Annotated in this window: 14 protein-coding genes and 4 tRNA genes; 13 read left to right on the forward strand and 5 right to left on the reverse strand. The window is 62.9% G+C overall.

What is annotated here, in order from left to right; genetic code table 11:
• Window positions 1-87: 87 nt before the first annotated feature.
• The 4 genes from trmH to C2U30_RS13805 all read left to right on the forward strand — a co-directional run bounded on the left by trmH (window position 88) and on the right by C2U30_RS13805 (window position 3,440).
• The gene (trmH, locus tag C2U30_RS13790; RefSeq protein WP_069784769.1) at window positions 88-819 is read left to right on the forward strand and encodes a tRNA (guanosine(18)-2'-O)-methyltransferase TrmH; all 732 of its coding nucleotides are present in this window, start codon (window positions 88-90) and stop codon (window positions 817-819) included.
• Window positions 819-1,484 carry a CatB-related O-acetyltransferase gene (locus tag C2U30_RS13795; RefSeq protein ID WP_069784770.1) on the forward strand — a complete coding sequence of 222 codons (666 nt, stop codon included), beginning with the start codon at window positions 819-821 and terminating at the stop codon, window positions 1,482-1,484. Before trmH ends, C2U30_RS13795 begins: the two co-directional genes overlap by 1 nt.
• Window positions 1,481-2,533, forward strand: a complete 1,053-nt coding sequence (locus C2U30_RS13800; RefSeq protein ID WP_103243939.1) for an alpha/beta fold hydrolase — start codon at window positions 1,481-1,483, stop codon at window positions 2,531-2,533. The genes C2U30_RS13795 and C2U30_RS13800 overlap by 4 nt, the downstream gene beginning before the upstream one ends.
• Window positions 2,534-2,636: 103 nt before the next feature.
• A complete protein-coding gene (locus C2U30_RS13805) occupies window positions 2,637-3,440 on the forward strand; it encodes a Cof-type HAD-IIB family hydrolase (protein ID WP_042016195.1) in 804 nt (267 codons plus the stop codon).
• A gap of 70 nt (window positions 3,441-3,510) precedes the next feature.
• Here C2U30_RS13805 and C2U30_RS13810 read toward each other — a convergent pair whose 3' ends face one another.
• The 5 genes from C2U30_RS13810 to C2U30_RS13830 form a co-directional block, all read right to left on the reverse strand.
• Window positions 3,511-4,029 carry an RICIN domain-containing protein gene (locus tag C2U30_RS13810; protein ID WP_069784772.1) on the reverse strand — a complete coding sequence of 173 codons (519 nt, stop codon included), beginning with the start codon at window positions 4,027-4,029 and terminating at the stop codon, window positions 3,511-3,513.
• 170 nt (window positions 4,030-4,199) lie between these two features.
• A tRNA-Pro gene (locus tag C2U30_RS13815) sits at window positions 4,200-4,276 on the reverse strand.
• A gap of 59 nt (window positions 4,277-4,335) precedes the next feature.
• Window positions 4,336-4,421 (reverse strand) — tRNA-Leu (locus C2U30_RS13820).
• 20 nt (window positions 4,422-4,441) lie between these two features.
• Window positions 4,442-4,517: transfer RNA gene (locus C2U30_RS13825), tRNA-His, on the reverse strand.
• Between the two features lie 50 nt (window positions 4,518-4,567).
• Window positions 4,568-4,644, reverse strand: a tRNA-Arg gene (locus C2U30_RS13830).
• Window positions 4,645-4,907: 263 nt separating this feature from the next.
• Between C2U30_RS13830 and C2U30_RS13835 the strand changes: the two genes are divergently transcribed.
• From C2U30_RS13835 to C2U30_RS13880, 9 genes are all read left to right on the forward strand, one after another.
• Window positions 4,908-5,498, forward strand: coding sequence for a TetR/AcrR family transcriptional regulator (locus C2U30_RS13835; RefSeq protein ID WP_042864666.1), 591 nt, complete (start codon window positions 4,908-4,910; stop codon window positions 5,496-5,498).
• The gene (locus C2U30_RS13840; RefSeq protein ID WP_039040661.1) at window positions 5,495-6,601 is read left to right on the forward strand and encodes an efflux RND transporter periplasmic adaptor subunit; all 1,107 of its coding nucleotides are present in this window, start codon (window positions 5,495-5,497) and stop codon (window positions 6,599-6,601) included. The genes C2U30_RS13835 and C2U30_RS13840 overlap by 4 nt, the downstream gene beginning before the upstream one ends.
• Window positions 6,602-6,616: 15 nt before the next feature.
• Window positions 6,617-9,697, forward strand: coding sequence for a multidrug efflux RND transporter permease subunit (locus tag C2U30_RS13845; protein ID WP_039040660.1), 3,081 nt, complete (start codon window positions 6,617-6,619; stop codon window positions 9,695-9,697).
• A 120-nt stretch (window positions 9,698-9,817) separates the two neighbouring features.
• A complete protein-coding gene (locus C2U30_RS13850; RefSeq protein ID WP_103243940.1) occupies window positions 9,818-11,773 on the forward strand; it encodes an ATP-binding protein in 1,956 nt (651 codons plus the stop codon).
• 76 nt (window positions 11,774-11,849) lie between these two features.
• On the forward strand, window positions 11,850-13,199 hold the full coding sequence (gene gorA, locus C2U30_RS13855; RefSeq protein ID WP_103243941.1) for a glutathione-disulfide reductase: 1,350 nt from the start codon (window positions 11,850-11,852) through the stop codon (window positions 13,197-13,199).
• 349 nt (window positions 13,200-13,548) lie between these two features.
• Entirely contained in the window at window positions 13,549-15,231 is a 1,683-nt protein-coding gene (gene kdpA, locus C2U30_RS13865; protein ID WP_010672301.1) for a potassium-transporting ATPase subunit KdpA, read from the forward strand.
• Between the two features lie 55 nt (window positions 15,232-15,286).
• Window positions 15,287-17,344 (forward strand): potassium-transporting ATPase subunit KdpB, encoded by a 2,058-nt coding sequence (kdpB, locus tag C2U30_RS13870; protein WP_103243942.1) that lies wholly within the window; start codon window positions 15,287-15,289, stop codon window positions 17,342-17,344.
• A gap of 60 nt (window positions 17,345-17,404) precedes the next feature.
• Window positions 17,405-17,932 (forward strand): potassium-transporting ATPase subunit C, encoded by a 528-nt coding sequence (locus C2U30_RS13875; RefSeq protein ID WP_103243943.1) that lies wholly within the window; start codon window positions 17,405-17,407, stop codon window positions 17,930-17,932.
• 102 nt (window positions 17,933-18,034) lie between these two features.
• Window positions 18,035-20,623 (forward strand): sensor histidine kinase, encoded by a 2,589-nt coding sequence (locus C2U30_RS13880; RefSeq protein WP_103243944.1) that lies wholly within the window; start codon window positions 18,035-18,037, stop codon window positions 20,621-20,623.
• The last annotated feature ends 10 nt before the right edge of the window (window positions 20,624-20,633 follow it).

Raw genomic sequence — 20,633 nt, forward strand, 5'->3', positions numbered from 1 at the left:
CTGCTGCTTTTCAAGAAATACCCAGGGCCCCATGCCGCAAGCCACCAGCCTTGTTGCATGCACCGGCCTCACGACATAGAAACCGACATGACTCCTGAACGCTTCAAACGCATTTCCGACATGCTGGCCCAGCGCCAGCTCGACCTGACCGTCTGCATGGAAGAGGTTCATAAACCTCACAACCTGGCCGCCATCGTGCGCACTGCCGATGCCATCGGCATCCACCGGGTGCACGCGGTCTGGCCCAAGAGCTGGATCCACAAGCGCAAGGGCACCGCCCGCGGCAGCCAGAACTGGGTGGACGTGAAGCTGCACCCGGACATCGGCAGTGCAGTGACCGAACTCAAGGCTTCCGGCATGCAGATCCTGGCGACCCACCTCTCCGACAGCTCCGTGGACTTTCGCGCCATCGACTACACCAGACCCACCGCCATCCTGGTGGGCCAGGAGAAGCACGGCATCGGCGAAGAGGCGCTGGCCCTGGCCGATCACCATATCGTCATCCCCATGGTGGGCATGGTGCAGTCCCTCAACGTCTCGGTGGCCGCCGCCGCCATCCTCTATGAGGCCCAGCGCCAGCGCGAACTGGCCGGCTGCTACCAGCGCGGCTGCCCGCTCGACCTGGAGGAGCAGAACACCATCTTGTTCGAGGGGGGCTATCCCGTCTATGCCCAGCTCTGCAAGGAGAAAGAGATGCCCTACCCCCAGCTCGGCCCGACCGGCGAGATCCTGGCGGACGAACGCTGGTGGCAGCAGATGCAGCTGACCCGCAAAGGATGGGCCGCACAACAGGAAGAAGATGAATGGCAGGATCAGTGATGGAAAATCCGTTCGGCAGCTGGCTGGAATCCCAGGTCATACGGGATCATCTGACCAACCCCAATATCGAGGCCGGGGAATACAGCTATTACTCCGGCTACTACCACGGCAAGCCGTTCGAGGATCATTGCGTGCGCTACCTGCTCGGCGATGGCTCGACGCGGGAGTCCTGGGACAGTGGCCAGTGGGGTAAGGAAGTTGACCGTCTGATCATCGGCAAGTTCTGCTCCATCGCCTCCGGCGCCACCTTCATGCTGGCGGGCAACCAGGGTCACCGGATGGACTGGGTTTCCACCTTCCCCTTCGATGCTGCCCGCTTCGGTGACGGCGTGCAGGACGGTTTTCTGCGCAAGGGAGACACCCGGATCGGCAACGATGTCTGGATCGGCTCGGAAGCCATGATCATGCCCGGCATCACCATCGGCGATGGCGCCGTCATTGCCACCCGGGCCGTGGTCACCCGGGATGTGGCCCCCTACTCCATAGTGGGCGGCAACCCGGCCAGGCCGATCCGCCCCCGCTTTGACGAGGAGCAGGTCGCCATGCTGCAAGCCATGCAGTGGTGGGACTGGCCGCTGCCCAGCCTGCAAGCCGTCATGCCCCTGCTCTGCTCGAACGATATCACTGCGCTCTACCACCACTGGCGCGAGGAGCTTGCCCGATGAAACCTGCCTCCCTTTCCCTGCTGGCCCTGACCCTGTTTTCTGCCGGAGCCCTTGCCGTGAGCAATCCTTACCAGCTGACCACTGAAGCCGACATCCCCGCCCTCTATCAGCAGACCCTGCCCGACTTCTGGCGCCAGCATGCCGTCGAGGGGGAGTTCAAGGGCAAGGACGGGGTCACCCTCCGCTATGCCGCCCTGCGCCAACCCAAGATCGATCGCGCCATCCTCATCGTCAACGGCCGGGTCGAGAGCTACCTCAAGTATCAGGAGCTGGCCTGGGATCTCTGGTGCCAGGGTTACAGCCTCTACCTCATCGATCATCGCGGCCAGGGAATGTCAGACCGCATGCTGGCCGACAAAGAGAAGGGGTATGTCGACCAGTTCGACGACTATGTCGCCGATCTCAAACAGTTTCATGACGAAGTGATTGTACCGGACAAGCCTGCCAAGCTGTTCCTGCTGGCCCACTCCATGGGGGGGGCCATCTCGGCCCGCTATCTGGAACGCTGGCCGAACGACATCCAGGCGGCGGTGCTCTCCTCCCCCATGATGGGCATCAACCTCGGCGGCCTGCCCAAGTGGCTGGCCAAGTGGCTGGCCAAGGGGTTGGCGGCCACCATCGGCACGGTCGGCGGCTGGGTGGGCGAGCCCCCCTACGGCCCGGGTCAGGGACCCTATGAGGATCACGGCTTTGCCGACAACGAGCTGACCCACAGCACGGTGCGTTATCAGGCCTTCCGCCAGATCTACGAGCAGCATCCCCAGGTCAGGCTGGGGGGCGCCACCGCCCACTGGATCCATCAGGCCATCACAGGATCGGACGCGGCCGTAGCCGACGCCGGCGCCATCAAGACGCCGCTGCTGCTGCTGCAGGCCGGCGAGGACAGCGTGGTGGACAACGCCGCCCAGGAGGCCTTCTGCGCCAAGGCCCAATGTGAAGGGGGCAAGCCGCTGCGCATCGACGGAGCCTGGCATGAGCTCTTCATCGAGGCGGATCCCCAGCGCCAGGCCGCGCTCAATGCGACCCTGGCCTTCTTCGCGCGCTACTGACGCAACCAGAAGGGGCTGGTTATTTTTTGGATCCCTAAATAAATGGGGTGACGGCAGACGCTGGGGTACACTCCCCCGGCGTTCAATTGAAGTCGAGGTAATGATGTTCAAGGTAGTTGTGTCCGATCTCGATGGTACCCTGCTCAACGGGCAGCACCAGATCTCCTCCCGCACCCGGGATACCCTGCACCGTCTGGTCGATCAGGGCGTCAAGTTCGTGGTCGCCACCGGCCGTCACCATGTGGATGTGCGCAGCATCCGCGATGCACTGGGGCTGGATATCTACCTCATTACCTCCAACGGCGCCGTGGTACACGACAAGCAGGATCAGCTGGTCTACAACCAGGCGCTACCGAGCACGGTGGCGGCCGAGCTGATCGCCATGGAACGCGACCCGTCCATCCACATCAACGTCTACTACGGCGACGAGTGGCTGGTGGAAGAAGAGCTGCCCTGGTTGCTGCAGTTCCATCACGACTCCGGCTTCAGCTACCGCCTGGCGGATCTGGCCAACCACCCGAAGGACAGGGTCAACAAAGTGTTCTACATCGGCGACCACGACAAGCTGCTGAAGATAGAGGCGCACCTCAACCAGCAATATGGTGATCGGATCAACGTCACCTTCTCCCTGCCTGACTGCCTCGAGGTGATGCACGCCGGCGTGCACAAGGGCAATGCAGTGCGCGCCGTGCTGGAGCAGCACGGGCTGGAGATGTCCCAGGCCGTGGCCTTCGGCGATGGCATGAACGACTTCGAAATGCTGAGCATGGTGGGCCGTGGCGTGGTCATGGGCAACGCCCACGATCGCCTCAAGCAGGCCCTGCCAGAGCATGAACAGACCCTCACTTCCGATGAAGATGGCGTTGCCGTCTATCTGGAGAAACTGTTCGCCTCCCAGACCCGCTGATAAGGCATCCCCATCGCGGATCGAAAAAGGGTGGCCCATGTGGCCACCCTTTTTGTTTCTCGCTCTCTTGTCACCACGCCAGTGCCGGGTGCATCAGACGGTTCAACAGCGTGCCGGATGGCGTCCACTCAAAGCTCTGGTTGGCGCCGCCATAGCATTCGGCGAGGCGCAGGGGGACGGCCGGCTTGTGACGGCGACCCGCCACATCCAGGCACAGCGACACCTGCCGATTGAACAGACGATCCCCCTGCCACTGCCATTGATGGCTCTCCTCCCGGCACGCCTCCATCCCCAGACCATCCTCCCCTTTGGCGACCAGGCAATCCCCGGCCAGTCGCAGGGCACCGACATCCCAGCTGAATGATTGGTTCGATTGCTGATCGCAGGGCTGAGTCAGCAGACGGCCCTGCTCGCTCAGGGTCACGCAGAAGCCACCACTGGTCACCAAGGTGGCCTCGAGTTCGGCCTTTGGCCTGGGGGCGGTGCCCATCAGAAGATCTTCCGGTTTCGGCTGCAGGGCGCAACCACCCAGCAGCAGTGCGGCCATGGCCAGCACGGAGAGTTGAAGAGAAGTGATATGGTGATGCATAGGCCTTGTATCTGGTCCGTGCCCGAGCGTCCCCTGTCTCGCGGCTCCGGGCCCAGCATACCGAACTCGTGGCGAACAGGCGCCTGAAGAAGTGTAAAAAGCCGTGACAGGAAAAAGCGGAAGAGAAATGCCAAAAAGCAAAAACCCCGCCTGAGCGGGGTTTTCAAATGTGGTCGGTGATAAAGGATTCGAACCTTTGACCCTCTGGTCCCAAACCAGATGCGCTACCGGGCTGCGCTAATCACCGAGGGGGTATTCCAAAAACACAAAGATGACCATCTGGTCATCCTCGTCATACAGCAAGTATGGTGCGAAGAGAGGGACTCGAACCCTCACACCCGGGGGGCACTAACACCTGAAGCTAGCGCGTCTACCAATTCCGCCACCTTCGCGTACCTGACAAGCTGTAAAATGGGGTGGCTGATGGGGCTCGAACCCACGACAACCGGAATCACAATCCGGGACTCTACCAACTGAGCTACAGCCACCACAGCTGTTTTCGTTCTTCAACACGCCCGTTTAACCGGCGCACTTTTGATGGTGCGCCCGACAGGATTCGAACCTGTGACCTCTGCCTCCGGAGGGCAGCGCTCTATCCAGCTGAGCTACGGGCGCTACGCTGTCGAACGGGGCGCATTATTGATGATGATGCCGACCTTGTCTACTCTTTTTTTGACACAAAAAATCAAGTGCCTATTTTTCAATCACTTCCGACCCTTTTCAACTATTTTTGTTTTGTTCAGGCTGGATCCAGCAATTCCCCACTACTTTTTGAATCCCTCACCCCATAGGGTCAGAGATGATGGGCAATGCTTGACTTGCCTTTGCGCCCACCTAGAATGAATGAACGTTCATTCAGTCGTTGACCTCTGATAACCATGGATAAGAAAGAACGCATTTTCGAAGCAGCTCACGAGATCCTCGGCGAGCAGGGCTTCTACGGCCTTTCCATTGCCGTGGTCGCCAAGAAAGCCAAGGTGGCGGCAGGCACCATCTATCGCTATTTCAGCGACAAGGATGACCTGATCCGCCAGCTCTATCAGCACACTATCCTCAAGTGTCATCCCCTGGTCATGGAAGGTGTGCAGATAGAAGAGGTGTCCTATGAGCAGTATCGACGCCTCTGGCTCAACATCGATGCCATCTTCACCAGCTACCCCAATGCGCTCAAGTGCAAATTGCAGTACGAAAGTTCTCCATTGGGGGCTGAATTGGAGCGGGATCCGGTCATAATGGCGACGTGGGCGCCACTTGAGCGCTTCTTTGAGCAAGGACGCCAACAGGGACTCTTCATCGATCTCCCCATTCTGGTGTTGCAAGCATTGAGTCTGGATTGCGTGGCCAACCTGGCACAGCAGCGCCGGGTTCACGATTTCGAATTGACGCAGGAACAGCTGGAGACGGTCATCCGGGCCAGCTGGAATGCCATTTTAAACCCTAATGTTTCCATCACAGGAGCCTGTTCATGAAAAAGTGGATGGCCATCATGTTGCTGATAGCACTCGCCCTGTTTGGCAGTGTCATCGGCTTCAATATGTTCAAGCAGAAGAAGATTGCAGAGTTCATGGCCAATCGGCCCGAGCCCGAGTTCCCGGTCACCGCCATGGTCACCAAGGCGCAGGACTGGGTCCCCACCATTGAAGCCATCGGCTTCATCGAGCCGAACCAGGGGGTCACCCTCTCCAGCGAGCTGTCAGGCACCATCGACAGCATCCGGTTCGAATCGGGGGCACATGTCAAAGCGGATCAACTGCTGCTGAGCCTGGACTCCAGTGTGGAAAAAGCCAATCTGAACTCTTCCCAGGCCAGACTGCCGGCAGCCAGGGCCAAGTTCGAGCGCTACAAGAACCTCTATCAGAAGAACTCCATCTCCCGGGACCAGCTGGATGATGCCGAGGCAAGCTACCGCTCCCTCGAGGCGGACATCGACAGTCTGAAGGCCACCATCGCCCGTCGTGAGGTGCGAGCCCCCTTCAGCGGTGCCGTGGGCCTGCGCAACGTCTTCCTCGGCCAGTATCTGGAACCGGGTACCCAGATTGTGCGCCTGGAAGACACCAGCGTGATGCGCCTGCGCTTCACCGTGCCCCAGACCGACATCTCCAAAATCACCCTGGGACAGACCATCAAGATCAACGTGGATGCCTATCCCCAGACCCAGTTTGACGGCCAAATCACAGCCATCGAGCCCGCGGTCAACTATCAGAGCGGCCTGATCCAGGTGCAGGCAGACATTCCGAACAACGACGGCCAGCTCCGTTCCGGCATGTTCGCCCGCGCCAGCATCATACTGCCCACGGTGAAGGACCAGATCGTGATCCCGCAGTCCGCCATCTCCTTCACCCTCTATGGCGAGAACGTCTACGTCATTCACGAGGCTGACGGCGTGAAACGCGCCAAGCAGGTGGTGGTCAAGGCAGGTGAGCGTCGCGGCAACGATGTCCATGTGCTGTCCGGCATCAAGGCTGGCGATCAAATCGTGCTGTCGGGTCAGGTTCGCCTGAGCAACGATACCAAGGTGCACGTGGTCGAGAACGATGCCCTTGCCGTTCCGGCACAAACCCCGATGCTGTAAGCGCGGAGAGCTGCGATGCGATTTACTGACATATTCATAAAACGGCCTGTGCTGGCGATCTCGCTCAGCTTCCTGATAGCCCTGCTGGGCTTCCAGGCCATCTTCAAGATGCAGGTGCGTGAATACCCCGAGGTGATCAACACCGTCATCACGGTCAACACCAGCTACTATGGCGCCAGTGCGGACCTGATCCAGGGCTTCATCACCCAGCCCCTGGAGCAGGCGGTCGCCCAGGCCGACAACATCGACTTCATGACCTCCTCGAGCCAGTTGGGCAGTTCCACGGTGACGGCGTACATGAAGCTCAACACCGATCCGAACGCCGCGCTGTCCGACATCCTGGCCAAGGTCAACTCGGTGCGTTCCCAGTTGCCCAAAGAGGCGGAAGACCCTTCGGTCACCTCCTCCACCGGCTCCACCACGGCGGTGCTCTATATGGGCTTCACCAGCCCGGAGCTCAACTCCAGCCAGATCACCGACTACCTGGAGCGGGTCATCAAGCCCCAGCTGTTTACCGTGGGCGGGGTCTCCAAGGTGGATCTGTATGGCGGGGTCGAATTCGCCCTGCGGGTGTGGCTGGATCCGGCCAAGATGGCCGCCTTTGACCTGACCTCAAGCGACGTGATGACGGTGCTCAACAGCAACAACTATCAGTCCGCGACCGGCCAGGCCACCGGCTATTTCACCCTGTTCAACGGCAACGCCGAGACCCAGGTCGGCAACATCGAAGAGCTCAAGCGCCTGGTGGTCGCCACCCGCGACAGCAAGGTGATCCGTCTCTCCGACATCGCCAAGGTCTCCCTGGAGAAGAGCCACGACATCTATCGCGCCAGCGCCAACGGCCGCGAAGCCGTGGTTCTGGCCATCAACGCAGCCCCGACAGCCAACCCCATCAACATCGCCCACGATGTGCTGGAGCTGCTGCCGAGCCTGAAGCGCAACATGCCGAGCACCATGCAGGTGAACGTCCTGTATGACTCCACCATCGCCATCAACGAATCCATCCACGAGGTCATCAAGACCATACTGGAGGCGGCCGCCATCGTACTGGTGGTGATCACCCTGTTCCTCGGTTCGTTCAGGGCGGTCATCATCCCCATCATCACCATTCCCCTGAGCCTCATCGGCGTGGTGATGATGATGGACATGTTCGGCTTCTCGATAAACCTGATGACCCTGCTGGCGATGGTGCTGGCCATCGGTCTGGTGGTGGATGACGCCATCGTGGTGCTGGAGAACGTCGACCGTCACATCAAGGAAGGGGAAGAGCCGTTCCGGGCCGCCATCATAGGTACCCGGGAGATCGCCGTGCCCGTCATCGCCATGACGGTCACCCTGGCGGCGGTGTATGCGCCCATCGCCCTGATGGGGGGCATCACCGGCTCCCTGTTCAAGGAGTTCGCGCTGACCCTGGCGGGCGCCGTGTTCGTCTCGGGCATCATCGCCCTGACCCTGTCGCCCATGATGTGCGCCAAGATGCTCAGGGCCAACGAGGAGCCCGGCAAGTTCGAACGTACCGTACACGACCTGCTGGACCGGATGACGGCACGCTACGACGCCATGCTCCATGCGGTGATGCAAAAGCGCATCGTGGTCATCCTGTTTGCCGTCATCGTGTTCGCCAGCCTGCCGCTGCTGTTCAAGTTCATTCCGAGCGAGCTGGCCCCGTCCGAGGACAAAGGCGTCATGGCGGTGCTGGGGACGGCACCTTCCAACGCCAACCTGGACTACATCGAAAACACCATGGCGGACGTGAACAAAGTCCTGGACGACCAGCCGGAGATCGCTTACTCCCAGGTCTTCTCAGGGGTGTTCAACTCCAATCAGGCGTTCGGTATCGCCTCCATGGTGCCCTGGAGCCAGCGTGAAGCGAGCCAGAAAGAGGTGCTGGATCGAGTCGCCGGTCTGGTGAAGGACATCCCCGGGATGGCCATCACCACCTTCCAGTTCCCGGAACTACCGGGGGCGTCGAGCGGTCTGCCCATCCAGTTCGTCATCACCACCCCGAACAGCTTCGAGAGCCTGTTCCTGATCGCGGGTGAGATGCTGGCGGCAACCCAGGCCAACGGCCAGTTCGTCTATTCGGATCTCGATCTGAACTACGACTCGGCCACCATGAAGATCAGCATCGACAAGGACAAGGCGGGTGCCTACGGCATCACCATGCAGGACATCGGCATCACCATGGGCACCATGATGGCGGACGGTTACGTCAACCGTATCGACCTGGATGGCCGCTCCTACGAGGTGATCCCGCAGGTGGAGCGCAAGTTCCGTCTCAACCCCGAGTCCATCAAGGGCTACTACGTGCGTGCCGCCGACGGCAAATCGATCCCGCTGGGCAGCCTGATCAAGATTGAAGTGAAGGGAGAGCCCCGTGCCCTGCCCCACTTCAACCAGCTGAACTCCGCCACCATCGGCGCCGTGCCGGCACCGGGCGTGGCCATGGGGGATGCGATCAACTGGTTCAAGGCGACCGCGGAAGAGAAGCTGCCCCAAGGCTATCGTTACGACTTCATGGGGGAAGCCCGCCAGTTCGTGACCGAAGGGAATGCGCTCTACGCCACCTTCGCCCTGGCCCTGGCCATCATCTTCCTGGTGCTGGCGATCCAGTTCGAATCCGTGCGTGACCCGCTGGTCATCATGGTGTCGGTGCCGCTGGCCATCAGTGGCGCGCTGATCGCCCTGGCGTGGGGCATGGCCACCATGAACATCTACTCCCAGGTCGGTCTCATCACCCTCGTCGGTCTGATTACCAAGCACGGTATTCTGATCTGCGAGGTGGCGAAGGAGGAGCAGCTGCTCCATGGTCTGAACCGGATGCAAGCCGTGATGCAGGCTGCCAAGGTCCGTCTGCGCCCCATCCTGATGACCACGGCGGCGATGATCGCAGGCCTTATCCCGCTGCTCTATGCCTCGGGTGCGGGGGCGGCACAGCGCTTCAGCATCGGCATCGTCATCGTGGCGGGTCTGGCCATCGGCACCCTGTTCACCCTGTTCGTGCTGCCGGTCATCTACACCTTCCTGGCATCCGAACACAAGCCGCTGCCGGAATTCGACGAATCCATCCCGGCAAAAGCCAAGGGCGGTCACTGATCCCAGCCCACACAAAAAAGGCCCCGAAAGGGGCCTTATTTTTATCCATTGGATGACACACGACATAAGTCCATGAAGCAGTTAAACTAAACCGCACTCAATCCAGACCGCAAGGACGCCATGTCAGGAATCTTCTCCAAGGCCGTCGGCCTTAACGGACTCTCTTATCGTCTGCTTTCCTACATTCTGATCTGCAGTACGGTGCTGGCACTGCTCATCACCGTGCTTCAGCTCGCCTGGGACTACAACAAGGATGTGACCGTCATCGAGGCCAGCATCGGCCAGATCGAGGCCTCCTTCCTGCAACCCATCTCGGCCAGTCTCTGGAATCTGGATGAAGAGCAGGTGAAGGTGCAGATCGAGGGCATCATGAACCTGCCCAACATGCAGTTCGTCATGGTCAAGGAGATGCTGGGCAATTCGGAAGTGCCCCTGCTCACCCAGGGGGTGGAGCAGCCCCAATACGACATCTCCCGCGAGTTCACCCTGAGCTATCAGGGGGAAGTGGTCGGCAAGCTGTTCGTCGCCGCCTCCCTGGAGCAGGTCTACCAGCGCCTCATCGAGAAATCCGTGCTGATCCTGGTCAGCCAGACCATCAAGACCCTGGTCGTCTCGTTCTGCATCCTGGTCATCATCTACTATCTGGTGATCCGTCATATCAACCGCATCGTCAGCTATGCCCAGAAACTGAGCCTGGATCGCCTCGCGGTAGAGCTGACCCTGGAAGGTCGCCCCCTGCCCCGCAAGTCCCCTGACGAATTCGATACCCTGGCCGCCACCCTCAACCAGATGCGCACCCGGCTGAACGACGAGTTCACGGCCCGCCATCAGGCCGCCGATCAGCTCCAGCAGGAGCGCTTCTCCGCCACCCTGATCAACTCCGCCAACATGGTCATCTGCTGCATGGAGCCGGATCTCAACATCGCCAGCATCAACCCGGCGGCCATCCTGCTCACCGGCTATCACCACCAGGAGCTGTTGCAGCACAACTGGCTGGATCTCTTCGTCAGCAAGGAGCAGCGTGACGAGCTGGCCGCCACCCTGGCCGATCAGGGCGCCCTGGAGGACAGGGAGATCACCATGCACGACCAGCAGGGCAACGAGCTGGTACTGCAGTGGACCTTCGCTCCCTTCTACGAGGGGCCCAACCTCAAGTACCTGATCGGCTTTGGCTATGACATCACCCCCCTCAAAAAGGTGGAGCGGGAGATCACCCTGTTCAACGAGCAGCTGGAAGGCAAGGTGGCTGAACGCACCCGCAGCCTGAGCGATGCCAACGACCAGCTGGGCAAGGCCTATGACGATCTCAAGCAGGCCCAGCAGACCCTGGTGGAGTCGGAGAAAATGGCCTCCCTCGGTTCCCTGGTTGCCGGCGTGGCCCACGAGATCAACACCCCCATCGGCATCAGCGTCACCGCCTCCTCCTACCTGCAGGAGCGGGTGGCCGACTTCAAGCAGCATATCGAGGCCAAGCAGCTCTCCCGCTCCTACCTCAACGAATTCACCCAGAATCTCGACGAGTCGATGCAACTGCTGCAAGGCAACCTGCGCCGCGCCTCCGAGCTCATCGCCAGCTTCAAGCAGGTGGCAGTGGATCAGTCCTCCGAGGCCCGCTACAACTTCAGCCTCGCCGACAACCTGCATCAGGTGGTGGTCTCCCTCGGCTACAAGCTCAAGAAGGCCCAGTGCGAGGTGGACATCCAGTGCGATCCCAAGCTGAGCATCTACTCCTTCCCGGGCAGCTTCACCCAGATCTATTCCAACCTGATCCTCAACTCCATCCATCACGGTTTCGATGGCTGGGACAGGCCCAGAAAGATCACCATCCAGGTGGCGCAGCAGGGAGACGAGCTGGTCATCGACTACAGTGACAACGGCCGCGGCATCCCCCCGGAGATATTGCCGCGCATCTTCGATCCCTTCGTCACCTCCAAGCGGGGACAGGGTGGCAGCGGGCTCGGCACTCACATCATCTACAACCTGGTGGTCCAGCTGCTGCGCGGCCGCATCCACTGCGCCAGCGAACCGGGCCAGGGCGCCCAGTTCCACATTCGCTTGCCCATCCAGCAGAACTGAGCACCGGCTCTTGTGGGCCGGCCGCTTTGTCCCCATCATGCTGTGACTGCATTCTTAACGAGCGGAGAACCTCTCAATGGCACAGCATTTTGACTACATCGCCATCGGTGGCGGCAGCGGCGGCATCGCCTCGGCCAACCGGGCAGCCATGTACGGCAAGAAAGTCGCCCTGATCGAAGCCAAAGAGCTGGGTGGCACCTGCGTCAACGTCGGCTGCGTACCGAAGAAGGCCATGTGGTATGCAGGCCAGATCGCCGATGCCCTGAAATATGGCGCCGACTACGGCTTCGACACCACGCTCAACCACTTCAGCTGGGCCAAGCTGGTCGAATCCCGTCAGGCCTATATCGGGCGCATTCACCAGTCCTACCAGAACGTGCTGGGCAAGAACCAGATCACCGTCATCAAGGGCTTCGCCCGCTTCGTCGACAGCCATACCGTCGAGGTGAACGGCGAGCACTACAGCGCCGATCACATCCTGATTGCCACCGGCGGCCGCCCCGAGGTCCCGACCATTCCGGGCGCCGAACTGGGTATCGACTCCGACGGTTTCTTCGACCTGCAAAGCCAGCCCAAACGGGTTGCCGTGGTGGGTGCCGGCTATATCGCCGTGGAGATCGCAGGCGTGATGCAGGCACTTGGCTCCGAGACCCATCTGGTGGTGCGCAAGCATGCGCCGCTGCGCAACTTCGACCCCATGATCCACGAGACCCTGGTGGAGATCATGGCGCAGGAAGGGCCCAAGCTGCACACCCACGCCATTCCCAAGGCCGTCATCAAGAACGCCGACGACAGCCTGACCCTGCAACTGGAAGATGGTCGCCACCTCACCGTGGACTGCCTCATCTGGGCCATCGGCCGCGTCCCGGCCACCGACAACCTCAATCTGGCTGCCACCGGCATCACCCTGGACGAGAAGGGCTTCATCCCCACCGACAAGTTCCAGAATACCGCCATCGCCAACCTCTATGCCGTCGGTGACAACACCGGCCGCATCCAGCTCACCCCAGTGGCTGTCGCGGCAGGCCGCCGCCTCTCGGAGCGGCTGTTCAACAACAAGCCGGGCGAGCACCTCAACTACGATCTGGTGCCGACCGTGGTGTTCAGCCACCCGCCCATCGGCACCATCGGCCTGACCGAGCCGGAAGCCGTCGCCGAATACGGTGAAGATCAGGTGAAGGTCTACCGCAGCCAGTTCACCGCCATGTATTCGGCCCTGACCCAGCATCGCCAGCCCACCCGGATGAAACTGGTCTGCGTCGGGCCGGAAGAGAAGGTGGTCGGCCTGCACGGCATCGGCTTCGCCATGGATGAAATCCTGCAAGGCTTCGGCGTCGCCATGAAGATGGGCGCCACCAAGGCGGACTTCGACAACTGCGTTGCCATTCATCCTACCAGTGCGGAAGAGTTTGTGACCATGCGATAAGCGGGGTTGAAGCTGACCTCATCACCATCGGGTCAGCTTCCACCACTTGCTACCAAAACCCGGCTCAGGCCGGGTTTTTTGTGCCTTGCCTGTCCACCAGCCAGCAAAACCCGCCTTCTTTACGCCGATTTTACGCCAGCCAAATCCAGCTTTATGGCGCCTTTACGCCCGTTTTACATACCCTTTCAGCGTCAATGAGACCTATGGGATCGACACGGATATGCATCGATCCCTGACGCTAATTACCTCAACGGAGTCGTTATGAATTGGCTATATCTGCTGCTGGTCCTCGCCCTCGCGGGTTATCTGCTGCGCGCCCTCGCGCGCACTCATGAGTGAGGAACCGGATATGTGGCAAGAGATCATCTATCCCGTCGCGTTCGTGCTGCTGGTGCTGCTGCCGGCGCCTCTGCTTGGCAACTACCTGTATCGGGTATTTGAAGGCAAGAGTCGCTGGCTGGCCCCGCTTGAGCGCGCCACCCTGGCCTGCTGCGGCACGGACGGGCGCGAGCAGGACTGGAAGTCCTACGCCCTCAGCCTGCTGGCCTTCAACGGCGCAGGCTTCGGCCTGCTGTTCCTGATCCTGATGGCGCAGGGGCTATTGCCCCTCAACCCGCAGCAGCTGCCCGGGCTGAACTGGCAACTCGCCTTCAACACCGCGGTCAGCTTCATGACCAACACCAACTGGCAGGCCTACTCCGGCGAAGCCAGCCTCTCCTACTTCAGCCAGATGGTGGGGCTCACCACCCAGAACTTCGTCTCCGCCGCCACCGGCGCCGCCGTCGCCATCGCCCTGTTTCGCGGCATCGCCCGCCAGCAGACCACCCACCTTGGCAACTTCTGGCAGGATCTGGTGCGCTTCTGCCTCTACGTGCTGCTGCCGATGGCGCTGATCCTGGCGCTGCTGCTGGTATGGCAGGGGGTGCCCCAGAGCCTGTCGGCCTACCTGCCGTTCCACGCGCTGGAAGGCCAGGAGCAGCTGCTGCCGCTCGGCCCGGCCGCCTCCCAGATCGCCATCAAGCAGCTCGGCTCCAACGGCGGCGGCTTCTTCGGCATCAACTCGGCCCATCCGTTCGAGAACCCCACCGCCCTCTCCAACTGGCTGGAGATGGTCGCCCTGCTGACGCTGGCCGCCGCCATGGTCTGCACCCTGGGGCGCTACGTGAAGGATCTGGCCCACAGCCGCGCCATCCTCATCGCCATGACCATCATGCTGGTGCTGGGGCTCTGCCTCGCCATCGGCCAGGAGCTGAAGCCGGATCCGGCCCTCGCCCACCTCACCAGCGAAGCCGGCAACTGGGAAGGCAAGGAGAGTCGCTTCGGCCCCGTACTGTCCAGCATCTGGGAAGTGGCCACCACCGCCGCCTCCAACGGCTCGGTCAACGCCATGCACGACAGCTTCACCCCCCTCGCCGGCATGGTCGGCATGATCAACATGCTGCTGGGTGAAGTGGTGTTCGGCGGCGTCGGTGCCGGCATCTACGGCATGATGCTGTTCGTGCTGCTGACCGTGTTCCTGTGCGGCCTGATGGTGGGGCGCACCCCCACCTATCTGGGCAAACGGCTCGGCATCACCGAGATGAAGTGGGTGGTCGCCAGCATGCTGGTGATGCCGGTCGGGGTATTGGTGATCGGCGGCATTACCCTGCTGATGCCGAACTCCGCCACCGTCATCGGTCACGATGGCCCCCATGGCCTGTCACGACTGATCTATGCCTACGCCTCGGCCGCCGGCAACAACGGCTCCGCCTTCGCCGGCTTTGCCGCCGCCGACAGCTGGCAGTGCATCGCCATCGGGCTGGCCATGCTGCTCGGCCGCTTCGGCTACATCATTCCGGTGCTGGCCATCGCCGGCCAGCTGGCCCGCGCCCCGCGCCAGGAGACGAGCGAAGGGGACTTCCCCGTCAGCGGCCCGCTCTTCATCACCCTGCTGATCGTCACCGTGCTGCTGATGGGGGGTCTCTCCTTCCTGCCGGTGCTGGCGCTGGGCCCGGTGGCGGAACACCTGAGCCTGCTGGGAGGTGCCTTCTGATGCTGCACACCCCACTGATCTGCGTGACCAACTATTCGATGCAGGGAGCTTTCCAATGAGCAAGTCCGCTTCAATGAGCACCGACACCATTCCGGTGAAGGGCAAGAAACAGAAATCACAGATCCTGCAGGCCATGGTGGAAGCCCTCTATCGCTTCAACCCCAAGGCGCTGTTTGGCAGCCCCATCCTGTTCACCCTCTGGCTGGCGGCCGTGATGGCGACCCTGGAGTCGCTGCTGGGGCAACCGCTCTCCGGCGTCGCTCCTTCGCTGGCCTGGCAGCTGACCGCCTGGCTCTGGCTCACCCTCTGGTTTGCCAACTTCGCCGAGACCCTGGCCGAGGGGCGCGGCAAGGCGCGGGCCGACAGCCTGAAGGCCGGCATGAGCCAGCTCAAGGCACGTCGAGTCACCAGCCCGCAGGATGACAAGGGCGAGTGGGTACCGGCCACCAGCCTGCTCAAGGGCGATCTGGTGCTGGTGCGCAGCGGCGAGATGATCCCCGCCGACGGCGAAGTGGTCGCCGGCATCGCCTCGGTCAACGAGGCGGCCATCACCGGCGAATCCGCCCCCGTCATCCGCGAGTCGGGCACCGACCGCAGCGGCGTGACCGGCAACACCACCGTCGTCTCCGACCAGATCTGGGTGCACATCAGCAACAACCCGGGCGAAAGCACGCTGGATCGGATGATTGCCCTGGTGGAAGGGGCCAAGCGGCAGAAGACCCCCAACGAGATGGCGCTGGACGCCCTGCTGGTGGGGCTGACCCTGATCTTCCTGCTGGTGGTGGCCACCCTGCCCAGGTTCCTCGACTACAACGGCACCCAGGTGCCCCGGCTCTATCTGCTGGCGCTGTTCATCACCCTGATCCCGACCACCATCGGCGGTCTGCTCTCCGCCATCGGCATCGCCGGCATGGACCGGCTGGTGAAGCTCAACGTGATCGCCAAGTCGGGCCGGGCGGTGGAAGCCGCCGGCGACGTGCGCACCCTGCTGCTGGACAAGACCGGCACCATCACTTTCGGCAACCGGATGGCGGACGAGCTGATCCCGGCCCCCGGCGTGGACCCCTCCCTGCTGGCCCAGGCCGCCATGCTGGCCTCGCTCGGTGACAATACCCCGGAGGGCAAATCCATCCTGACCCTGGCGGGCAAGAGCCACACCAGACCGAGCCAGCTGGAGAGCGACATCCTCATCCCCTTCAGCGCCGAGACCCGGCTGAGCGGGCTGGATCGCAACGGCCATCACTATCGCAAGGGGGCGGTGGACGCCGTGCTGCGCTACCTCTCCCTCGATCGCAAGGCGGTGCCCGAGCTCATCCTCAAATCGGTGGACAACATCGCCCGCCAGGGGGGTACCCCGCTGCTGGTCTGCACCCATGAGAAGGTGCTGGGGGTGGTGTTCCTCAAGGACATCATCAAGCCGGGCATCAAGGCCCGCTTCCAGATCCTGCGCCACATGGGGATCCGCACCGTGATGATCACCGGTGACAACCCGCTGACCGCCGCCGCCATCGCCGCCGAAGCCGGGGTGGACGACTTCATCGCCGAGGCGACGCCGGAGAAGAAACTGGCCTACATCCGTCAGGAGCAGGCCGACGGCCGGCTGGTGGCCATGTGCGGGGACGGCGCCAACGACGCACCAGCCCTGGCCCAGGCCGACGTGGGGCTGGCCATGAACGAGGGGACTCAGGCCGCCAAGGAGGCGGGCAACCTGGTGGATCTCGACTCCAACCCCACCAAGCTGCTGGACGTGGTGCTGGTGGGCAAGCAGCTGCTGGTGACCCGTGGCGCCCTGACCACCTTCTCCATCGCCAACGACGTGGCCAAGTACTTCGCCATCCTGCCGGCCCTGTTCATCGCCGCCTATCCACAGCTGGGGGCGCTGAACCTGATGCAGCTGGGCAGCCCGGAGAGCGCCATCCTGTCGGCCATCATCTTCAACGCCCTGATCATCGTCGCGCTGGTGCCGCTGGCTCTGCGCGGGGTCAGCCTGAAGGGAACGGCGGCCAGCCTGCTGCGCCGCAACCTGCTGATCTACGGCGTCGGCGGCCTGATAGTGCCTTTCATCGGTATCAAGCTGATCGACCTGGTCATCACCGGCCTGGGGCTGGTGTAACGGCATCACCGGATGCGGGGCAGGCCCGCATCCACCCAACACATTTGGAGCAAACACATCATGATCGCAATCAGAACCCTGCTGACCCTGACCCTGCTGCTGGGGGTGGCATATCCGCTGGCCGTCACCGGGCTGGCCCAGCTGCTCTTCCCCTGGCAGGCCAACGGCAGCCTGCTCACCAACGCCAAGCAGCAGGTGGTCGGCAGCGCCCTGCTGGCCCAGAAATTCGAGCGGGCCGACTACTTCCACTCCCGCCCCTCCGCCAGCGATTTCGCCACCATAGGTGGCGGCGGAAGCAACCTGGGGATGAGCTCGCCGCTACGGGCCGAGTTTGCCGCCGCGGCGGCCAGGGCGCAGCCGGAAGCCAGGGTCCCCGCCCTGCTGACCCGCTCCGCCTCCGGCCTCGATCCTCATCTGCCCCTCGATGCGGTGCTGGCTCAGGTGGATAGGGTTGCCGGGCAACGGGGGCTGGATCCCGTTCAGTTGACGGAGCAGGTCAAGTCGGCGGCACAAGCTGGTATCCTTGGCCCGCAGGTGGTCAACATTCTCCAGTTGAACCTGCAACTCGATCATCAAAAGGGCGCCTGAGGGCGCTCCTTGCCGTTCGGGAAGGCTCCCTTTCGACAACGGGGACAAGCATGAGCAATGAGGTCACGGCCGCAGTTCGGCCGATGCAACGGGAGCACGGGGATGCGTGATGAAGTGAGGGCTGACGCCCTGCTGGCGAGCCTGGAGCAGGAGCACAGGGGCAAGCTGAAGGTGTTTCTCGGCGCGGCCCCCGGCGTCGGCAAGACCTACGCCATGCTGCAGGCGGTGCGGGAGCAGGCCAGGGAGGGAGTCGACATCCTGATCGGGGTGGTGGAGACCCACGGCCGCCAGGAGACCCTGGCCCTGCTCGACAAGCTCGCCATCCTGCCGCGCACACTGCACCTGCACCGCCAGCAGCGCCTGGAGGAGATGGATCTGGACGGTCTGCTGGCGCGCAAGCCCGCCATCGCCGTGGTGGACGAGCTGGCCCACAGCAACGCCCCCGGCAGCCGCCACGAGAAGCGCTGGCAGGATGTGGAGGAGCTGCTCGGTGCCGGGATCGACGTCTACACCACCCTCAACGTGCAGCACCTGGAGAGCCTCAACGATCTGGTGTGGCAGCTGACCGGGGTCAGGGTCAAGGAGACCCTGCCGGATCAGGTGCTGCTGGAGGCCGACAGCCTGGTGCTGATAGACCTCCCCCCCAAGGAGCTGCTCGGCCGCCTCAAGGAGGGCAAGGTCTATGTGCCCCACCAGGCCAAGGCCGCCCTGCAGTCCTTCTTCTCCCTCAACAACCTGACCGCCCTGCGGGAGCTGGCAATGCAGACCGCCGCCAGCCACGTGGAGGGGGATCTGCAGTTGCAGTGGCAGGCGGCCGGCAAGACCACCTTGCCGCTGCGGGGCAAGCTGATGGTCTGCATCGGGGATGAGCACGGCGCCGCCCTGGTGCGTTACGGCCACCGCTTCGCCCAGCGCAGGCAACTGCCCTGGCTGGTGGTGCACATCGACAGCAAGGGGCAGCGCTCCCCCGAGCTGGAGCAGGCGCTGGCCCTCGCCTCCCAGCTGGGGGCCAGGGTGCTGACCCTCTCCAGCCCGGCCGTGGCCGATGCCCTGCTGGAAACCGCCGAACAGCAGCAGGTCTCCCAATTGCTGCTCGGCAAATCCCGCAACCCGCCCTGGCGTCGATCCCTGGTACAGCACCTGCTCAAACAGGCGCAGGGATTCGAGATCACGCTGGTGGATACCGAGAAGCGCAAGCCCGGCCTGACCCTGCCTACGGCAGGCCCGGGTGAGCTTCGCCAGAGCCTGCTCGCGGTGGCCATCATGGGGGGGACCTCGGCCGTGGTCTGGGCCCTCTCCCACTGGCTGCCCCCCGCCTCCCTGCCCATGCTGTTCGTGCTGGGGGTACTGGCCACCGCGCTCACCACCAGCCTGGTCCCCGCCATCCTGGCCGCCGTGCTGGGCTTCGTTGGCCACAACCTGCTGTTCACCGTCCCCTACTTCTCCCTGAGCGTGGCCAGCCACAGCGACCTGCTCACCCTGTTCGTGCTGCTCATCGTCGGCATCGCGGCCGGGCGGCTCGCCTCCCGCCAGCGTCAGCAACTGGTCAGCCTGCGCGAGACCCAGCAACTGGGCAACGCCCTGCTCTCCCTGAGCCAGGGGCTGGCCACCGCCAGCAGCCCGGTGGACGTGCTGAGACAGGGAACCCAGGCCATCGCCCTCGCCCTTGGGCAGCCCGTGTTCGCGCTCGATGGGGATTACCAGTACCGGGCCGGTGACACCCAGACCGGGCCGGGCCAGACCGACAAGGCCGCCATCGACTGGTGCCTGGCCCAGAAGCAGAGCGCCGGTGCCCATACCGCCACCCTCAACGCCGCCGAGGCCCAGTATCATCACCTCAGCGATGACCTGGTGCTGGGCATCCGGCTGGCCAGCCCGCTCACCTCCGCCGCCGAGCACCAGCTGCAGGCCCTGCTCACCGATATCCGCGCCGCCCTGGCTCGAATCGATCTCAATGAGCGGCTGGCGGACAGCCAGTTGCAGGCAGAGACCGACCGGATGCGCGCCGCCCTGCTCTCCTCGGTCTCCCACGACCTGAAGACGCCGCTCGCCACCATCATGGGGGCCGGCAGCACCCTGCTGGAATACGGGGACCGGATAAGTGCGGAGGACCGCATCGAACTGCTGCACTCGGTGCAGGACGAGGCGCGCCGCCTGCACGGCTATGTCCAGAACCTGCTGGACATGACTCGCATCGGCTCACCGGACTTCCAGTTGAAACGGGACTGGGTTGACCTGGCTGACCTGGTGGAGAGCGCCCGCCGCAGACTCGACTCCTCCTGGCGCCAGCACAAGCTGCTGGTGCACTTCGATCAGCAGATCCCCCGACTCTATGTGCACGGTGCCCTGATCGAGCAGGTGCTGGTCAACATCCTCGACAACGCCTCCCGCTACTCGCCGGCCGGCACCCCCATCGAGTTCAAGGTGATGCTGGCGGACCCCGACCTCATCATCGACATCATCGATATCGGGGTCGGCATCGCCGAGTCGGATCGGGACAAGATCTTCAATCTGTTCTACACCCAGCCGGTCGGCGACTGCGGCAGCCGCGGCACCGGGCTTGGCCTCGCCATTTCCCGCGCTATGATAGAGGTCCACGGCGGCCGCATCTGGGCATTCGCCGGCCCCAACGGCAACGGCACCTGCATGCGCATCTCCCTGCCGCTGGCCCTCAACGCACCGGCGGCCTGATGGTCGCCGC

It is taken from the genome of Aeromonas sp. ASNIH5 (assembly GCF_002902865.1).
Classification (GTDB): domain Bacteria; phylum Pseudomonadota; class Gammaproteobacteria; order Enterobacterales; family Aeromonadaceae; genus Aeromonas; species Aeromonas caviae.

Excerpts from the sequence above, each read along its gene's own strand:
- trmH (WP_069784769.1), top strand. The coding sequence starts at position 88 with ATGACTCCTGAACGCTTCAAACGCATTTCCGACATGCTGGCCCAGCGC.
- C2U30_RS13835 (WP_042864666.1), top strand. The coding sequence starts at position 4,908 with ATGGATAAGAAAGAACGCATTTTCGAAGCAGCTCACGAGATCCTCGGC.
- C2U30_RS13850 (WP_103243940.1), top strand. The coding sequence starts at position 9,818 with ATGTCAGGAATCTTCTCCAAGGCCGTCGGCCTTAACGGACTCTCTTAT.
- C2U30_RS13880 (WP_103243944.1), top strand. The coding sequence starts at position 18,035 with ATGCGTGATGAAGTGAGGGCTGACGCCCTGCTGGCGAGCCTGGAGCAG.
- C2U30_RS13840 (WP_039040661.1), top strand. The coding sequence starts at position 5,495 with ATGAAAAAGTGGATGGCCATCATGTTGCTGATAGCACTCGCCCTGTTT.
- C2U30_RS13810 (WP_069784772.1), bottom strand. The coding sequence starts at position 4,029 with ATGCATCACCATATCACTTCTCTTCAACTCTCCGTGCTGGCCATGGCC.
- kdpA (WP_010672301.1), top strand. The coding sequence starts at position 13,549 with ATGTGGCAAGAGATCATCTATCCCGTCGCGTTCGTGCTGCTGGTGCTG.
- C2U30_RS13845 (WP_039040660.1), top strand. The coding sequence starts at position 6,617 with ATGCGATTTACTGACATATTCATAAAACGGCCTGTGCTGGCGATCTCG.
- gorA (WP_103243941.1), top strand. The coding sequence starts at position 11,850 with ATGGCACAGCATTTTGACTACATCGCCATCGGTGGCGGCAGCGGCGGC.
- C2U30_RS13875 (WP_103243943.1), top strand. The coding sequence starts at position 17,405 with ATGATCGCAATCAGAACCCTGCTGACCCTGACCCTGCTGCTGGGGGTG.
- C2U30_RS13795 (WP_069784770.1), top strand. The coding sequence starts at position 819 with ATGGAAAATCCGTTCGGCAGCTGGCTGGAATCCCAGGTCATACGGGAT.
- kdpB (WP_103243942.1), top strand. The coding sequence starts at position 15,287 with ATGAGCAAGTCCGCTTCAATGAGCACCGACACCATTCCGGTGAAGGGC.
- C2U30_RS13805 (WP_042016195.1), top strand. The coding sequence starts at position 2,637 with ATGTTCAAGGTAGTTGTGTCCGATCTCGATGGTACCCTGCTCAACGGG.
- C2U30_RS13800 (WP_103243939.1), top strand. The coding sequence starts at position 1,481 with ATGAAACCTGCCTCCCTTTCCCTGCTGGCCCTGACCCTGTTTTCTGCC.